At 71.9% G+C, this 19405-nt stretch carries 7 protein-coding genes; 5 read left to right on the plus strand and 2 right to left on the minus strand.

Features of this window, described 5'->3' with window-relative positions:
- Positions 1 to 139 precede the first annotated feature (139 nt).
- From FCH28_RS25315 to FCH28_RS25335, 5 genes are all read left to right on the plus strand, one after another.
- Positions 140 to 6415, plus strand: coding sequence for a type I polyketide synthase (locus tag FCH28_RS25315; RefSeq protein ID WP_136742444.1), 6276 nt, complete (start codon positions 140 to 142; stop codon positions 6413 to 6415).
- Complete coding sequence (locus FCH28_RS25320; protein WP_136742445.1) at positions 6408 to 12011, plus strand: type I polyketide synthase; 5604 nt, start codon at positions 6408 to 6410, stop codon at positions 12009 to 12011. The genes FCH28_RS25315 and FCH28_RS25320 overlap by 8 nt, the downstream gene beginning before the upstream one ends.
- Positions 12008 to 15202: a non-ribosomal peptide synthetase gene (locus FCH28_RS25325; RefSeq protein WP_136742446.1), complete on the plus strand. Its 3195-nt coding sequence runs from the start codon at positions 12008 to 12010 to the stop codon at positions 15200 to 15202. The genes FCH28_RS25320 and FCH28_RS25325 overlap by 4 nt, the downstream gene beginning before the upstream one ends.
- A 206-nt stretch (positions 15203 to 15408) precedes the next feature.
- Positions 15409 to 16173: a thioesterase II family protein gene (locus FCH28_RS25330; protein ID WP_136742447.1), complete on the plus strand. Its 765-nt coding sequence runs from the start codon at positions 15409 to 15411 to the stop codon at positions 16171 to 16173.
- Positions 16174 to 16414: 241 nt separating this feature from the next.
- Complete coding sequence (locus FCH28_RS25335; protein WP_136742448.1) at positions 16415 to 17404, plus strand: class I SAM-dependent methyltransferase; 990 nt, start codon at positions 16415 to 16417, stop codon at positions 17402 to 17404.
- A 128-nt stretch (positions 17405 to 17532) separates the two neighbouring features.
- Here the strand turns inward: FCH28_RS25335 and msrB are convergent, their stop codons facing one another.
- Complete coding sequence (gene msrB, locus FCH28_RS25340) at positions 17533 to 17940, minus strand: peptide-methionine (R)-S-oxide reductase MsrB (RefSeq protein ID WP_136742449.1); 408 nt, start codon at positions 17938 to 17940, stop codon at positions 17533 to 17535.
- 16 nt (positions 17941 to 17956) lie between these two features.
- Positions 17957 to 19357 carry a UDP-N-acetylmuramate--L-alanine ligase gene (gene murC / locus FCH28_RS25345; RefSeq protein ID WP_136742450.1) on the minus strand — a complete coding sequence of 467 codons (1401 nt, stop codon included), beginning with the start codon at positions 19355 to 19357 and terminating at the stop codon, positions 17957 to 17959.
- Positions 19358 to 19405: the final 48 nt, after the last annotated feature.

Genomic DNA, 19405 nt, shown 5'->3' on the forward strand with positions numbered 1-19405 from the left:
CGGAGCGATGGTTATTCCGTTTCGGTGCGAGGTTTTCGCCATGCCCGTACGGGCGTTTTGAAGCAGAGCGATCTCTACTGCTCCTGGCCGTGTCCATGGGTAGCTGCTTTCTATTTTTCATGTATTGGGGGATGCGGTTGTGAATACCGTCGATGAAATCGCGGACTGGCTGCGGCAAAAAATGGGAAGTGAGCTCGGCAGGGCGGTCCGTGATGCCGACCTGGACACTCAGTTCCGGGACCTCGGTATGGATTCCGCCGGGATGACCGCCCTTACCGCGCAGCTGGCCAAGCGGCTCGGCAGGCCCCTCGCTTCCACGGTCGCCTGGCATTTTCCGACCATTTCCAGCCTGGCCGGCGCCCTCGCCGGCGGCCCGGACACCCCGGTGAATCCCTCGGCGCCGACCGGCACCGGCGACGCCGTACCGTCCGACGAGCCCATCGCCGTCGTGGGCCTGGCATGCCGGTTCCCCGGCGCCCCGGACGCCGCGGCGTACTGGGAGCTGTTGCGCTCCGGCACCGACGCCGTCACCGGCATACCCGCCGAGCGCTGGGACGCCGAGGCACTGTACGACCCGGACCCGCACAAGCCCGGCAGGATGAGCACCCGCCGCGGCGGCTTCCTGTCCGACGTCGACAAGTTCGATCCGCAGTTCTTCGGCATCTCGCCACGCGAGGCCGCCCAGATGGACCCCCAGCAGCGACTCTCACTCGAACTCGCCTGGAGCTCCCTGCAGGACGCCGGGATACCGCCCGCCTCCCTGCGTGACGGCAGCACAGGCGTCTTCCTGGGCACCCTGTGGAGCGATTACGCACGGCTCGCCGGGCGCGGTCTGGACGACATCCAGCAGCACACCGCCACGGGCCAGGAGCCGAGCATCGTGCCGGCCCGTGTCTCGTACACCCTGGGCCTCCAGGGGCCGAGCATCGGCATCAACACCGCCTGCTCGTCCTCGCTCGTCGCCGTACACCTGGCCTGCCAGAGCCTGCGTTCCGGCGAGAGCACGCTCGCTCTCGCGGGCGGCGTCAACCTGGTCCTCGCGCCGGAGAGCAGCGCCGCGATGTCCAAGTTCGGCGCCATGAGCCCGCACGGTCGGTCCGCGGCGTTCGCCGCCTCCGCCGACGGATACGTGCGGGGCGAGGGCGGCGGCATCGTGGTCCTCAAGCGGCTCTCGGCGGCGCTGGCCGACGGGGACCGCGTCCACTGTCTGATCCGCGGCAGCGCGGTCAACAACGACGGTGCCAGCAACGGCCTCACCGCGCCGAACCCGGCGGCCCAGGAAGCCATGCTCCGAGCGGCGTACGCGCGGGCCGGCGTCGACGTACACGACGTCCAGTACGTGGAAGCGCACGGCACCGGAACCCGGCTGGGTGACCCCATCGAGGCGCATGCGCTCGGCACGGTCCTGGGCACGGGCCGCCCGGGACAGGCGCCCCTGCTGATCGGCTCGGCGAAGACCAACATCGGCCACCTGGAAGCGGCGGCCGGCATCGCCGGACTCATCAAGGTCGCCCTGGCGATGCGCCACCGCGCCATCCCCGCGACCCTGCACCACGACGCGCCCAACCCCGACATTCCCTTCGACGAGCTGCGGCTCGCGGTCCCCACCGCGCTCACCGACTGGCCCGCGGACGGCGGGCGGATGCTCGCCGGGCTCAGCTCCTTCGGCTTCGGCGGCACCAACTGCCATGTGGTCGTGGAGGGTTCACCCGCGCCCGACGCACAGCTGCTGGCACTGTCCGCCCCGAGCCCCGAAGAGCTGCGGGCGGCCGCGGACGGGCTGCGCGAGGCGGTGGCCACGGAGCCGGCACACTCCGTGCCCGACTGGTGCGCGACCGCCGCCCTGCGCCTGAGCGGACACCCCTACCGGGCGGCGGCACCGGTCCGCACCAGGGACGATCTCCTCGGTGCGCTGGACGGCATCGCCGCCGGCCGCTCCCACACCGCTCCCGGCACCCCGCCGCGCCTCGCTTTCGTCTTCTCCGGCCAGGGCTCGCAGTGGTGCGGCATGGGCCTGGACCTGCTGCACACCGAGCCCGTCTTCCGCGAGGCCCTGCTGGAATGCGACCGCCTGATCCACGCCCACGCCGGGATCTCGGTCGTCGAGGAGCTGAACCGGGGCGCCGGTGAGTCACGGCTGGACACGACAACGGTGATGCAGCCGGCCGTCTTCGCCGTCCAGGTCGCACTCGCGGCGCTGTGGCGCTCGTGGGGCATCGAGCCGGACGCCGTCGTGGGGCACAGCCTCGGCGAAGTGGCGGCGGCCCATGTGGCGGGCGCGCTGCGCCTGGAAGACGCGGTACGCGTCGTCTGCGAGCGCAGTCGGCTCATGGCCCGGATCGAGGGCGAGGGCGCCGTGGCGGTCGTGGACCTGCCCTTCGCCGAGATGGACAGCGTGCTCGACGGCCACCCCGGCCTCTACGCCGCGGGCGCCAACAGCACGCGCAGCTCCGTCGTTTCGGGAGACGCCATGGCGCTCGACGCCTGCCTGGCCGAACTGAGCGAGCGCGGCATCCGGTGCCGGCGGGTGAACATGGGCGTCGCCTCCCACAGCGGACAGTGTGACCAGCTGCTGCCCGAGCTGCGCGAGGCCCTGTCCGGCATCCGGCCGTCGCAGGCCACGGTTCCGGTCGTTTCCTCGGTGACCGCGGACTTCGTGGACGGCGCCGCGCTCGACGCCGCGTACTGGGTGCGCAACCTGCGCGATCCGGTGCTGTTCGCGCAGGCGGTCGAGCGGCTGCTGGACGACAAGTACGACCATTTCCTGGAGGTCAGTCCGCACGCCGTCCTCACCGGACAGGTGGCGGTGACCGCCGGGGACCACGGCGGTCAGGCCCGTGCCCTGCCGTCCCAGCGCCGTGGCGCGGACCCGCGCGAGGCCATGCTGGACACCCTCGGCGAGCTGTACCGCGCGGGCCGGGACATCGACCGGCGCCGCGTCCACCGGGCAGACCTGCACCTTGCCGAACTCCCCGCTGCCGCCCGGCGGATCGCCGTACCCGTGGCGGAGGACGGGGCCGTACGCACCCTCCCGCTGAGCGCCCACTCCCTTCCCGCGCTGCACCAACTCGCCCGCGACACACAGAAGTTGCTCGACGAGACCGGGCGCATCGACCTCGACGACCTGTGCCACACCGCCGCACTCGCCCGCGACCACCACGAACACCGCGCGGCGGCGGTCTTCACCTCGTCCGCGGAACTCGCCGCACAGCTCGGCGAGTTCGCGGCGGGCGGCGCGCCGGCCGGCCTGGTGGCAGGCAAGGCCCGGCGCCGGCCGACCGGCCCGGTCTTCCTCTTCTCGGGCCAGGGCGCCCAGACCGCCCGTATGGGCTGCGAGCTGCTGGACCGTGAGCCGGTCTTCCGGGACGTGCTGGAGCGGTGCGACCGGTGGCTGGCCGAGCGGGCGGGCTGGTCGCTGATCGCCGAGCTCCACAAGCCCGAGGGCTCGTCCCGGATCGACGACACGGAGATCACCCAGCCCGTCCAGTTCGCCCTCCAGGCGGGCCTGGCCGAGCTGCTGCGGTCCTGGGGCATCCGGCCCGCCGCGGTCATCGGACACAGCGCCGGTGAGATCGCGGGCGCGTACTGCGCGGGGGTGCTCACCCTTGAGGACGGACTTCTCGTCGCCCTCCACCGCGGCCGGATCCTCCAGCGGGCGACCGGTACCGGCCAGATGGCTGCCGTGGGCCTGGGCGAACAGGACGTGGCACGCCTCCTGGAAGGTCGTACGGGTGTGTCCGTCGCCGCCGTCAACGGCCCGCGCACCACACTGCTGAGCGGCACGACCGAGGCCCTGCGGGCGCTGCTCGAGGACCTCGACCCGGCCGTCTTCCGCCGGCTGCTCCGCGTCGGCTACCCCTCGCACAGCCCCCAGATGCGGGTGTACGAAGAGGAGCTGGGCCGCCTGCTCGCGGGCGTCACGCCGCGGCCCGGCGACGTACCGGTGTTCTCCACCATCGACGCGGACTTCCGCCCGGGAGAGCACTTCGACGCCGCCTACTGGACGCGGACGATCTTCGAGCCCGTACGGTTCTCGGCGGCGATGGAGGCGCTCGCCGCCCAAGGCCACCGCTCGTTCGTGGAACTCGGGCCGCACCCGGTGCTCGTGGCCCCGGCGTCCCAGTGCCTGGAGCAGAGCGGCTACGAGGGCCTCGTCGTACCGACCATGCGTCGCGAGGGCGCGGAGCGGCAGACGCTACGGGAGGCGGCCGGCACCCTCTGGGCCCACGGGCATTCCGTGGACTGGAAGGCCCTGCGGTCCCGTCCCGGCCGGCTCGTGACCACGCCGGACTACCCCTGGCAGCGCGAGCGGTACTGGCTCGACCCGGCGCCGCTGACCGCCCGGGAGCCCACCGGAACGATGCTGGACCTGCTCGCGCGCGGTGACGTGGACCGGGTGGCCGACGAGATCGCCCGCCAGGGCGGCCTGTCGGACGCGGAGACCGATCTGCTGCCCAAGCTCCTCCAGCGGCTCGCACCGGCCCGCGCCGAGGACGCGCACGAGTGGCTGCACGGCGTCGTGTGGCGCGAGAAGCGGCTCGCGAAGGCGGTGCGGAGCGAGGGACCCGGCGGCTGGATCGTGCTGACCGACGAACCGGAAGGCCCGCTCGCCCGCGCGGTGTCACAGGCGCTGCGGTCGGCCGGCCAGAGTTGCGCCCTCATACGGACCCCGACCGGACCCGGCAGCGAGCAGGAGCTGTCGGCGGCGCTGCGGCAGGCCGCGCGGGAGGCGGGCGTGCCGTGCCGTGGGGTGCTGCAACTCGCCCACGCCGACGCGGAGTCGGGGCACGAGGAGGCCCTGGAACGCTGCCTGCGTCCGGCGCTGGCCACGGTGCAGGCGCTGGCTTCCTGGGCGGACCGGTCCGCGCCCCGGCTGTGGCTGGTCACCTCGGGCGCACAGCCCGTGGGCGAGCGGCCGGCCGCGGGGAACGTGGCGCACGGTGCGCTGTGGGGCTTCGGCCGGGTCGTCGCCCTGGAACACCCCGAGATCTGGGGTGGGTTGGTGGACCTCGACCCGGCGCAGGACGACGCGGTACGGGCGGCGGACGCGCTGGTGCGCGAACTCCTCGCAGGAGACCGCGAGGACCAGGTCGCCCTCCGCGCCGGCAGCCGCCATGTCGTACGGCTGGCGCCCGACGGCGAGACGCCCGGTTCCGTACAACCGGCCGCGATCCGCCCGGACGGCGGCTACCTGATCACCGGTGGACTCGGCGGTATCGGCCTGGTGGTCGCCCGATGGCTGGTCTCCGCAGGAGCCCGGCACTTGGTGCTGCTCGGCCGTCGCGCGCCGTCCGCCGAGGTCCGCGCCACGCTCGCGGAACTGGCGGAACTGGCGGGGGACGGCGCCACCGTGGACGTCCTGCAGGCCGACGTCACCCGTGCCGAGGACGTAGCGCGCGTGGTGAGCGAGTTCGGCCGACAGCGCCCCGCGCTGCGCGGTGTGTTCCACGCCGCCGGTGTCCTGGACGACGGAACGCTGCTCCAGCAGGACTGGGACCGCTACCGGGCCGTGCTGGCGCCCAAGGTGACCGGCGCCCACCACTTGGACCGCTGCACCCGGGACCTGCCGCTCGACCTGTTCGTGCTGTTCTCCTCGTTCGTCGCCGTGCTCGGCTCGCCCGGGCAGGGCAACTACGCGGCGGCCAATGCCGTACTGGACGCCCTGGCTCACCATCGCGCGTCGCTCGGGCTCCCCGCGACGAGCGTCAACTGGGGTCCGTGGGAAGGCGTCGGCATGACGGACTCGGCCGCCGCGGCCCGCTACCGCTGGAGTGAACGCGGCGCCCGGACGATCACCCGCGCCGCGGGTGCCCGCCTGCTCGACCGGATCCTGGAACGACCGGCGCGGCAGCTGGGCGTGTACTCGGTCGACTGGGAAGCGTACGACGACTGGCTGCCCGCCACGGCGGGTCGTGACCTGTTCTCCCTGGTGCACGCCCCGTCCGGCGCCACCAGCGCCGAGGGCGCGGCGGACACCGTGTCCGCCCTGCCCGACCGGCTGGCCGCGCTCGACCCCGGGGACCGGATGGAGCACCTGGTCGGATACCTGGCCGCGAAGGTGGCCGATGTCGCCGGATTCGCGGCGGACCACGCCGTGGACCCCGACACCGGCTTCTTCCAGCTCGGCCTGGACTCGCTGATGAACCTGAAGCTGGTGACCCGCCTGCGCGAGGACCTGGGCGACCGGCTGACCCTGCCGGGGACGCTGCCCTTCGACCATCCGACCTGCACGGCGCTGGCCGCCCACCTGCTCGACGAGCTCGCGCTCGCCCCGGGCGAGGAGGAAGCGCCCGGCGACGACGGCGTCGAAGAGCTGCTGGCCGAGGTGGAACGGCTCTCCGCCGACGAGGCAGCGCATTTCTTGGACCAGCTCACCATCGGAAACGAGCCCGGAAGGGACCAGACGCATGAGTAACATCGCCGACCGGATCGCGGCACTCCCCGCGTCCCAGCGGGCCCTCTTGGAGGACCGGCTGCGCCGGCAGCAGCGCGCCGCCGGCCCGGCTACCGAACCGATCGCCGTGGTCGGCCTCGGCTGCCGCTTCCCCGGCGGAGCCCACGACCCCGAGCGCTTCTGGGACCTGCTGAAGTCCCGTACGGACGCGACCTCCACGGTGCCCGAAGGCCGCTGGGACGCCGAGCGGCTGCACGACCCCGAGGCGGCGACGCCCGGCACCGTGCGGACCAGGCGCGGCGGCTTCCTCGACTCCGTCGACACCTTCGACGCCGAGTTCTTCGGCATCCCCCCGCGGGAGGCGGAAACCCTCGACCCGCAGCACCGGCTGCTGCTGGAGGTCGCCTGGGAGGCCCTGGAACACATGGGGCAGGCGCCCACCGCGCTCGAGGGGACCCAGACCGGTGTCTTCGTCGGTATCGGCATCGACGACTACAAGCTCCTCCAGACCGGTGAACTCGCGCGGATCGACGGGCACATGGCCACCGGCAACCTCTTCTGCGCGGCTGCCGGGCGCCTGTCCTACCTCCTGGGCCTGCGCGGCCCCTCCCTCGCCGTCGACACCGGCTGCTCCTCGTCCCTGGTGACGGTTCACCTGGCGATGCAGAGCCTGCGCTCCGGCGAATGCGACCTCGCGCTCGCCGGCGGCGTCCACGTCATGGCCGCCCCCGACATGACCGTCTCGCTCTCCCAGGCCGGGGTGCTCTCGCCACAAGGGCGCAGCCGCACCTTCGACGCCTCGGCCGACGGGTACGCCCGTGCCGAGGGCGCGGGAATCGTCGTGCTCAAGCGTCTGTCGGATGCCCGGGCCGCCGGGGACACGGTGCTGGCGGTGCTGCGGGGCTCCGCCGTCAACCACGGGGGCCGCGGCAGCGGCCTCACCGTCCCCAACGGCAGCGCCCAGAAGGACCTGATCTCCGCCGCCCTGAAGGCCGCCCAGGTCAGCCCGGCGGACATCGACTACGTCGAGACCCACGGCACCGGCACGCCGATCGGTGATCCCATCGAGGCGAACGCACTCGGCGCCGTGTACAAGCAGGGCCGGCCCGCCGAACGCCCGCTGCTCATGGGCACGGTCAAGACCAACCTCGGACACCTCGAGGCGGCGGCGGGCATCGCCGGGCTCATGAAGGTGGTGCAGTCCCTGCGCCACGAGGAGCTTCCCGCCCATCTCCACCTGCAGGAACGCAATCCGCAGATCGCCTGGGACGACCTGCTGCTCGACGTGCCCACCGAAGCCCGGCCGTGGCGCCGCGGCGAGCGGCCACGGCTGGCCGGTGTCAGCTCCTTCGGGATCGGCGGCACCAACGCCCATGTGATCGTCGAGGAGGCGCCGCCGGTCGCGTCGCAGCCCGCCGCGGAACGGCAGCGGCCGTACCACCCCGTCGCGCTGTCGGCCCGCACCGGGCCCGCCCTGCGCCGCCTGGTCGAGCGCTATCGGATTCACCTGGAGCGGTACCCGGACGCCGGCTGCGCGGACGTGGCGTACTCGGCGAACACCGGGCGCGCCCACTTCGCCAAGCGCGCCTTCTTCGTCGCCTCGGACACCGAGGACCTGAAGGCACAGCTCGCGTCCTGGGAGCCGTCCGAGACACCGGACGCCTCCCGCGCCCTGGGCGGCGACTTCCGTACCGCCTTCCTCTTCACCGGCCAGGCGTCCCAGTACTTCGGCATGGGCGCCGGCCTGTACGACCGGCAGCCGGTCTTCCGACAGGCCATCGACACCTGTGCCGAGGTGCTGCGGGAGCGGTACGGGTGGTCCCTGACCGACGTCCTGTACGCGCAGGACGGTGACCGGTCACTGGTCGACCGTACGGAGTACGCGCAGCCGGCGCTCTTCTCGGTGGCCTACGCGCTGGTGTCCATGTGGCAGGCGTGGGGCATCACGCCCTCCGTCGTCCTCGGGCACAGCGTCGGCGAGCTCGCGGGGGCCGTCGCCGCCGGGATCCTGCGGCTGGAGGACGCGCTGCCGCTGGTCGCGGAACGCGGCCGGCTGATGTCCGAACTGCCGGGCGACGGCGGCATGGCCGTCGTCATGGCGGACGAACCGACCGTGTCCGGGCTGCTCGCACCGTACGCGGGCCGACTGAGCGTCGCGGCGGTCAACGGGCCGCACCAGACAGTCGTTTCGGGCCCCGTCGGCGCCGTGGACGAGCTGCTCGGCGCACTGCGCGACAGCGGCGTCGACGCCCGGCGGCTCAACGCCTCGCACGCCTTCCACTCCGTGCTCATGGACCCGATGCTGGAGCCGTTCGGAACCCTGGCGGCCGGTGTGGCACACCGCAAGGGGACGATCGCGGTCATCTCCACGGTCACGGGCGAGCAGCTCCACGGCGCGGACCTGGCCCGGGACGGCTACTGGGTGCGCAACGCCCGCGAGGCCGTCCGCTTCCACCCCGCCCTCCGTACGCTCCTGGACCGGCGCTTCGACGCGGCCCTGGAGATCGGCCCGGAACCCGTTCTGACCCGTCTGGTCACCAAGCAGGGCCTGGACTCCCGCAGGGACCGTCGCTGGCTGCCCTCGCTGTCCCGGCACACCGACGACTGGCAGCAGGTCCTGCGGACCCTGGGGAGCCTGTACGCGGCCGGCGCCGACGTCGACTGGCAGGCCGTGCACGCCGGTTCCGACGGCAACCGGGTACCGCTGCCCACCTATCCGTTCGAGCGGAAGCGCTACTGGCGGGACACGCGGACGATGCGCGGCGCCCGGCCGACGGGCACGCCCGTCTTCCCCGGTACCCGGCTGAGTTCGCCGGCGCTGCGGGACACGGTGTACCAGAGCCGGTTCACCACGGACTCGCCGGCCTTCCTGGCCGATCACGTCCTCTTCGGCGAGGTGGTGGTCCCTGCGGCCTCCCACCTGGCGATGACGGTGGCCGCTGCGGTGCAAGGGCGCGCGGGCTCGGGTGCGGTGCTGGAAGGCGTCTCCTTCCCGCAGGCGCTGAGCGTGGACGATGCCGAGCGGGAGATCCAGCTGATCATGGAGGGCGACGGTTCCTCGGCGCCCCGGAGCTTCCGAGTGGTCAGCGCGCCTGCCGGGACGACCGACCGGCAGGGCTGGACCACCCATGCCACGGGCACGCTGGAGGTGTCGCCGGCTTCCGTGTCCCCGGCCCGGGGAACGGCGGTACGCCTGCCCGAGTTGCGTGAGCTTCTGGCGCGGCAGGGCGGCCTGCGCCTCGACGGCGCCGACTTCTACGCCGCGATGCGCGAGAACGGCGCCGACCTCGGCCCCGGCTTCCGCTACATCAGCGAGGTGACCCGTCACCACGGCGAAGTGCTGATCCGGATGCGCCCGCCCGAGCGGGACGAGCGGGACGGTCCCTTCCTCCTGCCGCCCGGACTGGTCGACTCGTGCGTGCAGGCCGTGGTGGCCCTGGTCTGGGCCGCCGACACGGATGCGGAGCTGGGCGTACGGGTGCCCATCAGGCTGGACGCCATGCGGTTCCACCAGGCGCCGCCGACCGCGCCCCTGTGGTGTCACGTCAAGGAGCGGCCGGACCAGAGCCCGGACGGTGACACCGTCGTGGCCGACCTGCTGCTGCTCGACGAGGACGGCAACGCCGTACTGGAGATGGACGGCCTGTGGCTGCGCCGTGTGTCGGGCGAGGCCCTGCTGCGCCGGGAGACGGCGGTCGTACGGCGTCCCGTCTGGGAGGTGACGGAGCATCAGTTTGTCTCTGACGGAGCTGAGTCGTCCGCCGCGGACTGGCTGGTCCTGGCCGACCGCGGGGGTGTCGGGGCCGCGCTGGCCGCACAGTTGCGCGCGGCCGGGCGCCAGGTCACCGTGGTGGCGGCCGGTGTCCACGACGACCCGGACCTCAAGGCGCCGGTGCGGGAACGGGCCGCCGGCGAACACCCGTTGAACGTCGCGTTCCTGTGGGGGCTCGATGAGCCGGAGGGCGAGCAGCCCACCGCCGACTCCCTCGATCAGGCTCAAGAAGCCGGTTCAGCTGCTTTGCTGATGCTGCTTCAGGAGCTGTCCGGCGCCGGCCGCACCGCCCGCGTCCTGGTGGCAACCCGCGGGGCGCAGTCGCCCGCCGAGCGCCCCGTCCGGGTCGCGCACGCCCCACTCTGGGGCCTGGCGGCCATCGCCAACGCCGAGAACCCCGACGTACGCTGCGTTCTCGTCGACCTCGACCCGGACGAGCGGGTCGTGGAGAGTGATGCCGGGGCGCTGTGCGCCGAGGGGCTCGGGGCCGCGGACGACGCACAGGTGGCCTTCCGCGGCGGCCGGCGGCACGTCGCCCGTACGCAGGAAACGGCGCCCCCGCCGGGCACCGCCGCGGACGAGGAGCTGGTCCGCCCCGACGGCACGTACCTGGTGACCGGCGGGCTCGGGGCGCTGGGCCTGCACACCGCCGACTGGCTGGTGAGCGGTGGCGCCCAGCACCTCGTGCTGGTCGGCCGCGGGGCTCCCTCGGAGGCCGCGGGCCGTCGCATCCGCGAGTGGGAGCGGGCAGGCGTCCAGGTCCTCGTCCGCCGGGCGGATGTCGCGGACTCCCCTGCCGTACAGCAGCTGCTCGCCGAACTGGACGACTCCCTGCCGCCGCTGCGCGGTGTGATCCACGCGGCCGGTGTGCTCGACGACGGCAGCATCCAGCGGCAGAGCGCCGAGCGGATGCGTGCGGTGATGGCTCCGAAGATGCGCGGCGCCTGGAATCTGCACCTGCTGACACAGGATGCGAAGCTGGACTTCTTCGTCCTCTACTCCTCCGTGGCCGCCCTGATGGGCTCCCGTGGCCAGAGCGGTTACGCCGCGGGCAACTCCTTCCTCGACGCCCTCGCGCACCACCGGGAGTCCCTCGGCCTGACCGCGACCAGCGTGGCGTGGGGGCCGTGGAGCGGCAGCGGGATGGTCGCGACCCTGGATGCGCAGGCCGAGCGCCGGGTGCGGGAGAGCGGCTTCGGGATGCTGGAACCGGGGCCCGCGTTCCGGGCCCTGGAGGACGTACTGCGGGCCGGGATTCCGCACGCGTACGTCTACGGCGGCGAGCCCGCCGGCGGGCGGGCGTCCGCTACGGGCCGCTCGACGGCAACGGGCCGGTCCGCGGCAGAGCGCCGGAACACCCCGTCCGCGGCCGGGCAGACCGTGTATGACCGCGCCGCCGACCTCGGTCCCGCCCTCGCCCCGCGGAACGAGACCGAGGCCGGGCTGGTGGCCATCTGGGAATCGCTGCTGGGCATCCACCCCATCGGCGTCGAGGACGACTTCTTCCGGCTGGGCGGCGACTCCATCACCAGCCTGCGGATCATCAGCCGGGCCAAGCAGGCGGGCATCCGGCTCACCGAGGCCGACTTCTTCGCCCATCCGACCGTGGCGGAGCTGGCGGCCACCGCGAGCACCGATCCCGCTCCGGACGACGCCGGAGCTCCTGCGCAGCAGGCCCCGGCGGCGGACGGGCCGGCGGGCACCGAAGTCCACAACTCCCACCTGGCCGAGGACGACCTGGCGCGGCTGCTGTCCCGTATCGGATCCGCCGCGGCGGACGACGGCAAGGACGACGGCCCCGGCGACGGCCCCGACAACGACAACACAGAAAGGCGAAGCCGATGACCACGAGCATCGAGGGCGTCCATCCCCTCTCGCCCCTGCAGCAGGGTCTGCTGTACCACACCATCGCCGACCCCGGCACGTCCTTCTACGTCGACCAGATCGTGCAGACACTCGACGGCGACCTGGACGCCGAGGCCCTGGAGCGGGCATGGCAGCGGTCCGTCGACCGGCACACGATCCTGCGGTCCTCCTACCACTGGGAGGAGATCGCCGAGCCCGCGCAGGTCGTGTACGCCACCGGCACCGCGCGCATCGAGCGGCACGACTGGCGGGACGCCGTACCGGATGGCGACGGCGTAGAGGAGCGGCTCGAGGACTTCCTGCGCACCGACCGGCGCCGCGGATTCCGGCTGGACCGCCCGCCCCTGTTCCGGCTGCATCTCATGCGGGTGGCCGAGCGGCGGCACATCCTGGTCTTCCGCTACCACCACATCCTGCTCGACGCCTGGTCGGCGCTGATGCTGCTGGAGGAGGCGCTGTCCTCGTACGACCAGCTGGTACGGGGGCAGGAGCCGCCCTCCCGGGCCGTGCGGCCGTACCACGACTATGTGGAGTGGGTACGCCGTCAGGACATGGGCCGCGCCGAGGAGTTCTGGCGCGACGAGCTCGCCGGCTTCAGGCCCGCACCACTGCTCGTGGCCGACGCCGGTACGCAGCACACCGACGCCCGACAGGCGGAGGCCGACACCGGCCGGGAGAACCCCGAGGTGTCGTTGGTGCTCGGGCGGGAGACCGGGGACGCGCTGCGCACACTCGCCCGCGAGCACCGGCTCACCCTGAGCACCGTGCTCCAGACCGCCTGGGGCCTGCTGCTCAGCCGGTACACCGATCAGCCGGACGTGGTGTTCGGCATGACCCAGACGCACCGGCCGACCGAGCTGGACGGGATCGAGGACACCCTCGGCCTGTTCATCAACACCCTGCCGCTGCGCATGGAGCTGGACCCCGACCGTCCTTTCGCCGATGCGTGCGCCCAGGTCCAGGCCGCGCAGACACGGCTGCGGGGCTTCCTGGCCAGCCCGCTGGCCGATGTCCAGCAGTGGAGCGATGCCGAACCGGGTGAGCCGCTGTTCGAGAGCATCATGACGATCCTCAACGTGCCGCGGATCGCGAACCTGGGACGCCGTACCGGCGAACTGGAAGTCCAGCGCGGGGAGTACCGCTACCACACCAACTATCCGCTGGCCGTGCTCGTCATCCCCGACGAGGAGATCAGCCTGCGTATCGGCTATGACCCGGGTCGCTTCGACGCGGCCACCGTCGAGCGCGTACTGGGACACTTCGCCACGATCCTGGAGACGGTGGCCGCCGACCTCACCCGTCCGGTCGGCCGGATCTCCCTGCTGACCGGTGGGGAGCGGCAGTTGCTCGACGAGTGGAACACCGGCGCGGCGGCGACGCCACCCGGCGTGTGCGCCCAGCGACTGTTCGAGGAGCAGGCCGCGCTGACTCCGGACGCGCCGGCGGTGACCTTCGGCGAGACCCTCCTGACTTACCGTCAACTTGACTGTCGCGCCAACCAATTGGCCCATCTGCTGCAAGAGCACGGCATCGGCCCCGAGGCCCGTGTGGGGCTCTGCCTGGAGCGCTCGATCGACCTCGTGGTCGCGATGCTCGGTGTACTGAAGGCCGGCGGCGCGTTCGTACCGCTCGACCCCGCCTACCCCCAGGACCGTCTCGACTTCATGAGCCGGGACGCCGAGTTGTCCCTGCTCCTGACGAGCAGCACGGCCAAGGCGCACCTGCCGGGGCTCGGCATCCGTACCCTGCTGCTGGACGAGCAGACCGAGGCGATCGACCGGCACAGCACGGATCCCGTGTCCAGCGACGTCCGCCCTGACAGCCTCGCGTACGTCATCTACACCTCGGGCTCGACCGGGCGGCCCAAGGGAGCGCTCATCACCCACGACGGGCTGGTGAACAGCTGCCTGGCGCAGCGGGACGAGTTCGGCGTCGGGACCGAGGACCGGGTGCTTCAGTGGGCGTCCCCGAGCTTCGACGCATCGGTGTTCGAGGTCTTCCTGGCGCTGGGCGCGGGAGCGGTCCTGTGCCTGGCCTCCCAGGAGGACGTCATGCCGGGGCAGGGGCTCGTCGACCTGCTGGCGCGCGAGCGCATCACCTTCCTGGTCATGGCTCCCTCCGCGCTCGCCGCCCTCCCGCCGGAGGCGCCGGAGCGACTGCCCGCGCTGCGCGGCATCGTGCTCGGGGGCGAGTCGATCTCTCCGGCGCTGCTCGAACGGTGGTGCCCGGGCCGGCGGATCTTCAACGTGTACGGGCACACGGAGACGAGCATCTGGGCCACGGTCGAGGAGTGCTCGGCGGACGGACAGCCCCCGTCGGTCGGCCGGCCGGTCCGCGGCGTACGGCTCCATCTGCTCGACGGCAGCGGACAGCCGGTCCCGGTCGGCATCCCCGGTGAGCTGTGTCTCGGCGGCATCCAGGTCGGCCGCGGCTACTTGAACCGGCCCGAGCTGACCGCCGAGCGCTTTGTGCCGGACCCCTTCTCCGATGTGCCCGACGCCCGCCTCTACCGGAGCGGCGACCTGCTGTGCAGGCGCCCCGACGGACGGCTCTACTTCGTGGGCCGGGTGGACGGACAGGCCAAGATCAGGGGCCTGCGCATCGAGACGGGTGAGGTGGAAAGCGCCCTGCGCGAGCATCCGGACGTCAAGGACGCCGCCGTACAGGTGCGCGACGGCGCCGAAGGGGCCGGGGCCGACCAGCGGCTGGTGGCCTACCTGGTGATACGCCCGGGTGACGAGCGCCCGGAGGAGGACTGGCGGGTCTTCCTGCGCCGGACGCTGCCGGACTACATGGTGCCCAACTCCTTCGTCACGCTGGACTCCCTGCCGCTGACCGCCAATGGCAAGCTGGACTACGCGGCCCTGCCGGAGCCCAGGAGAAACGTTCCGGCCGATGGGCCGGCGACACCGCTCACCCCCTTGGAGAGCCGGGTGGCCGAACTGTGGGCGCAGACGCTGGGCCTTGACTCCGTCGGCCCGCACGAGGACTACTTCGCGCTGGGCGGCAACTCCATCAAGGCCACGCAGATCGCGTCCCGCATCCGCCAGGAATGGCAGGTGGAGTTCTCCGTACGAGCGGTACTGGACGGCGGCACCGTCACCGACTGCGCGGCCGTGCTCGCACAGGCGCTGGCGGCGGCCGGGGCGGACGAAGCTCCGGCGGGCTGAGACGGAGCGCCATTCAGAAGGCCCATGCAGAAGGGCCACTCAGAAGGCCCTATTCACAAGAGCCTGTTCACGAGACCTCATTCTGAAAGGCGCAGCTCGAAAAGCGCCCCACCTCCGCGAAACTTCAGCGGATTTCCTACGACTTTCTCGCGACTTGCTTGCGACGTGCTTGCGGCTTGCCTGCGACTTGTTTGCGAAAGGACCACATGAGCACCACGGTTGACGATCCGTGTGTCCTGTTCCCCTTCGGCACCCCGGATCTCGAAGCGCCGGTACGCGTCTTCTGCCTTCCGTACGCGGGCGGTGGCGCCGGCCTCTACCGCTCTTGGAGCCGGCGCCCCGCCTCGGGCGCGATGTTCGTCCCCGTGCAGCTCCCGGGCCGGGAGAACCGGCTCCATGAGCCGCCGGAGCACGATTTCGACACCCTCACCGAGCGCCTGGCGCGGGCGATCGCTCCCTGGACGGGCGAGCGCTACGCCCTCTTCGGACACAGCATGGGCGGCCTGCTCGCATACGAACTCGCCCACCGCCTGGGGGAATTGACGGGCCGACCGGCCGAACTGCTTGCGGTCTCCGCCTGCGCGGCGCCCGATGTGGAACGCCCCGGCTGGCGCATTCACGATCTGCCCAGGGAGGAATTCGTCGCGGAGGTGCGACGGCTCAACGGCACCCCGCAGGAGGTGTTCGAGGACAAGGACCTCCTCGACCTGTGCCTGCCACGCATCCGCGCCGACTTCTCCGTGCTGGCGAGCTACCGCTACCGCCCGCGGGCCCCGCTGACCGTGCCGGTGACAGCGCTGGGCGGGACCCGCGATCCGCAGGTGCCCACCTGGTCGGTGGAGAGCTGGCTCGACCACACGGACCGCGAATTCCGGCTGCATCTCGTGGACGACGACCACTTCTTCATCCACCGGCACGAGCAGGCCGTCTTCGACCACATCACCAATGGGCTTCACGAAGTTCTCGTGTGAAGCGTCATCCGATGCCCGGTCCCCTTGCCAATTGGCGAAAGTCCATTACCTGTCGACGAACGAGCGAATGGGCAAGGGGCGAATGACTGACACAGGAAACGGACCGGATATGAGCAGACCTCGAGATGCGCCGTACGGCTCATCCGCGGTTCTGAGGAACAACTACGAGGCGCAAACACGCGCCGCGGACGGACCTCCGTCCACAACGCTTGCCAAAAATGATGACAACGAGGGGTGCGGCATGAGCAAGGCCAGTACGACGATCAACGAGGTGTACAACCACGCCGTGGCGGCTTCGGCCATCAGCGCGGCATGGGAGGTCGGCGTCTTCGACGCACTGCGCACGGAAGGCCCCCTGGACGCCGAGGCGTTCGCGGCCGAACGAGGACTGGACGCGCGCTCGATGCAGGAGCTGTTCCGTGCGCTGGCCGCGGCGGAGGTGGTCGAGCGGGAGGGCAGCAAGGTCCGGCCCGGCTCGAACTTCGACGAGGCGGACCGCGCCAAGTCGCTGTTCCACTGGACGACACGGGGCTGCGGTGAGCTGTTCGCCACGCTCCCCGACCTGATCCGCGTGGAGAACCGCGAGGGCTCCTTCTACCGGCGCGACGCGGCGGCGATCAGCGTGGCCTGCCGTGAGATCAACGCCGAGTGGTGGGACCCGGTGTTCTGGCCGGTGGTGAGCGAGCTGGACTTCACGCACGTCGCCGACCTGGGCTGCGGCAGCGGCGAGCGGCTGATCAAGCTGGCCCGGTCCAGGGAAGGTGTGCGGGGCCTGGGCATCGACGCTGCCGACGGAGCCATCGAGGTCGCCACCAAGTCGGTGGCTGATGCGGGCCTGTCGGACCGCATCAGCATCACTCAGGGCGATGCCACGGCACTCGAACCCCGCCCGGAATACGCCGGGGTCGACCTGCTGACCTCGTTCATGATGGGCCACGACTTCTGGCCCCGCGCCGAAGCGGTCGCGTCGCTGCGCCGGATACGCGAGGTCTTCCCCGACCTGAAGCACTTCCTGCTCGCGGACGCGACGCGGACCACGGCGTACGCGGACACCGAGATGCCCGTGTTCAGCATGGCGTTCGAGTTCGCCCACGCGGTGATGGGTGACTACCTCCCCACCCTGGAGGAGTGGCGCCCGGTCTTCGAAGAGGCCGGCTGGCGTCTCGTGGGCGAGCACCCCATCTCCGTACCCGCGGAGAGCGTGATGTTCCACCTCGAACCGGTCCGCTGACCCGCCGCTGACCGCCGCCGTCCCGGCGCACCGGGACGGCGGTCTCCTGTTCGGCAAGATCCCCCGGCCCTCCGGTCAGTGGCGACACACACTGGCCGGAGGACCTTTTTGCCGCTACGTACAGCCGCTCACGCCTCGTCCGGAGCCAGTCGCAGCGAGATCGAGTTGATGCAGTACCGCTGGTCAGTCGGCGTCGGGTAGCCCTCGCCCGCGAAGACGTGCCCGAGGTGGGAACCACACTTGGCACAGCGCACCTCGGTGCGGACCATGCCGTGGCTGCGGTCCTCGATGAGTTCGACGGCTGCGGAGTCCTTGGGGTCGTAGAAGGACGGCCAGCCGCAGTGGCTCTCGAACTTGGTGTCGGAGCGGAAGAGTTCGGCGCCGCAGGCGCGGCAGGAGTAGACGCCCGCCGTCTTGGTGTCGGTGTATTCACCGGCGAAGGCGGGTTCGGTGCCGGCCTGGCGGAGTACCTGGTATTCCGCGGGGGTCAGCTCGGCGCGCCACTGCTCGTCGGGCTTGTCGATCTCGTACGGCATCTGGTGGCTCCTCAGCTCAGCGGTCGAGGCGGGTCAGGATCGCCGGGCCGAGGTCGGTGACATCGCCGGCGCCCATGGTGAGAACAAGGTCACCGGGCCTGGCCATTCCGGCGATGACGTCCGGGATGGCGGCCTGGTCGCTCTCGGCGGTGACGTCGGCGCCGGCGGTGCGCGCGGCGTCGATGATCAAGGCGCTGGTGACGCCGGGGATCGGGTCCTCGCGGGCCGGGTAGATGTCCAGGACGACGGAGGCGTCGGCGAGGGCGAGGGCCTGGCCCATCTCCGCACCGAGCTCCTGGGTGCGGGAGAAGAGGTGGGGCTGGAAGACCACCAGAACCCGGGACGCCTCGTCCACGGCACCGCGGATGGCCTCCAGGTCGGCGGTCATCTCGGTGGGGTGGTGCGCGTAGGAGTCGATGACCTGCACGCCGCCCGCCTCGCCCTTGAGCTGGAGGCGGCGCTTGACGCCGGTGTAGGTGCCGAGCGCCGAGGCGAGGTTGTGCGGCGGCAGGCCCAGGGCGACGCCGGCGGCGAGGGCGGCGACGGCGTTGTGGGCGTAGTGCCGGCCGGGGACGGAGACGGTGAAGGTGAGGATCTTGCCGCTGGTGAGCATGACGGTGACATCGCTGGTCAGGCCGCGCGGGTTGACCTTGAGGACACGGACGTCGGCGTCCTTGGACTCGCCGTAGGTGACGACCTCGATGTCGTACCGGCCGGAGATCTTGGCGGTCAGCTCGCGGGCCCCGGGGTGGTCGGCGGCGATGACGAGGGTGCCGCCGGGGCGGATCCGGCCGACGAAGGTCTCGAAGGACTCGTAGATCTCGTCCATCGAGGCGTAGTTGGCGTGGTGGTCCAGCTCGACGTTGAGGACGATGGCGACCTCGGGCGCGTACTTGTGGAAGCTGCGGTCGCTCTCGTCGGCCTCGGCGACGAAGATCTCGCCGGCGCCGTGGTCGGCGTTGGAGCCCGGGGCGTCGAGGTCGCCGCCGATGGCGTAGGAGGGCTTGAGGCCGAGCGAGCCGAGGGAGACGGCGAGCATGGAGGTCGTCGTCGTCTTGCCGTGGGTGCCGGCCACGGCGATGGGGCGCAGGCCGTCCATGAGGGAGGCGAGTGCGTCGGAGCGGTGCACGACCGGGATGCCGCGCTCGTGGGCGGCGGCGAGCTCGGGGTTGTCGGAGCGGATCGCGGAAGAGACGACGACGCTGGTGGCGTCGGGGGCGAGGTGGTCGGCGGCGTGGCCGATGTGGACCGTGACGCCGAGGTCGCGCAGGGCCTGGGCGGTCGCGGAGTCCTTGGCGTCGCTGCCCGCCACCTGGGCGCCGCGCTGCGCGAGGATCTTGGCGATGCCCGACATGCCGGCTCCGCCGATACCGATGAAGTGCGGCCGGTCCATCGAGGCTGGGATGGCGGGTGCCATGGGTGGGTCTCCCTGATCGTCGCGAGCGTGGTGCGGTCGAGCGTGCTG

This window comes from Streptomyces piniterrae (assembly GCF_005048155.1).
Lineage (GTDB): Bacteria > Actinomycetota > Actinomycetes > Streptomycetales > Streptomycetaceae > Streptomyces > Streptomyces piniterrae.

Bases quoted from the DNA above. Each gene is read 5' to 3' on its own strand.
- FCH28_RS25320 (WP_136742445.1), top strand. From the start codon at position 6,408: ATGAGTAACATCGCCGACCGGATCGCGGCACTCCCCGCGTCCCAGCGG.
- FCH28_RS25325 (WP_136742446.1), top strand. From the start codon at position 12,008: ATGACCACGAGCATCGAGGGCGTCCATCCCCTCTCGCCCCTGCAGCAG.
- FCH28_RS25330 (WP_136742447.1), top strand. From the start codon at position 15,409: ATGAGCACCACGGTTGACGATCCGTGTGTCCTGTTCCCCTTCGGCACC.
- FCH28_RS25335 (WP_136742448.1), top strand. From the start codon at position 16,415: ATGAGCAAGGCCAGTACGACGATCAACGAGGTGTACAACCACGCCGTG.
- msrB (WP_136742449.1), bottom strand. From the start codon at position 17,940: ATGCCGTACGAGATCGACAAGCCCGACGAGCAGTGGCGCGCCGAGCTG.
- murC (WP_136742450.1), bottom strand. From the start codon at position 19,357: ATGGCACCCGCCATCCCAGCCTCGATGGACCGGCCGCACTTCATCGGT.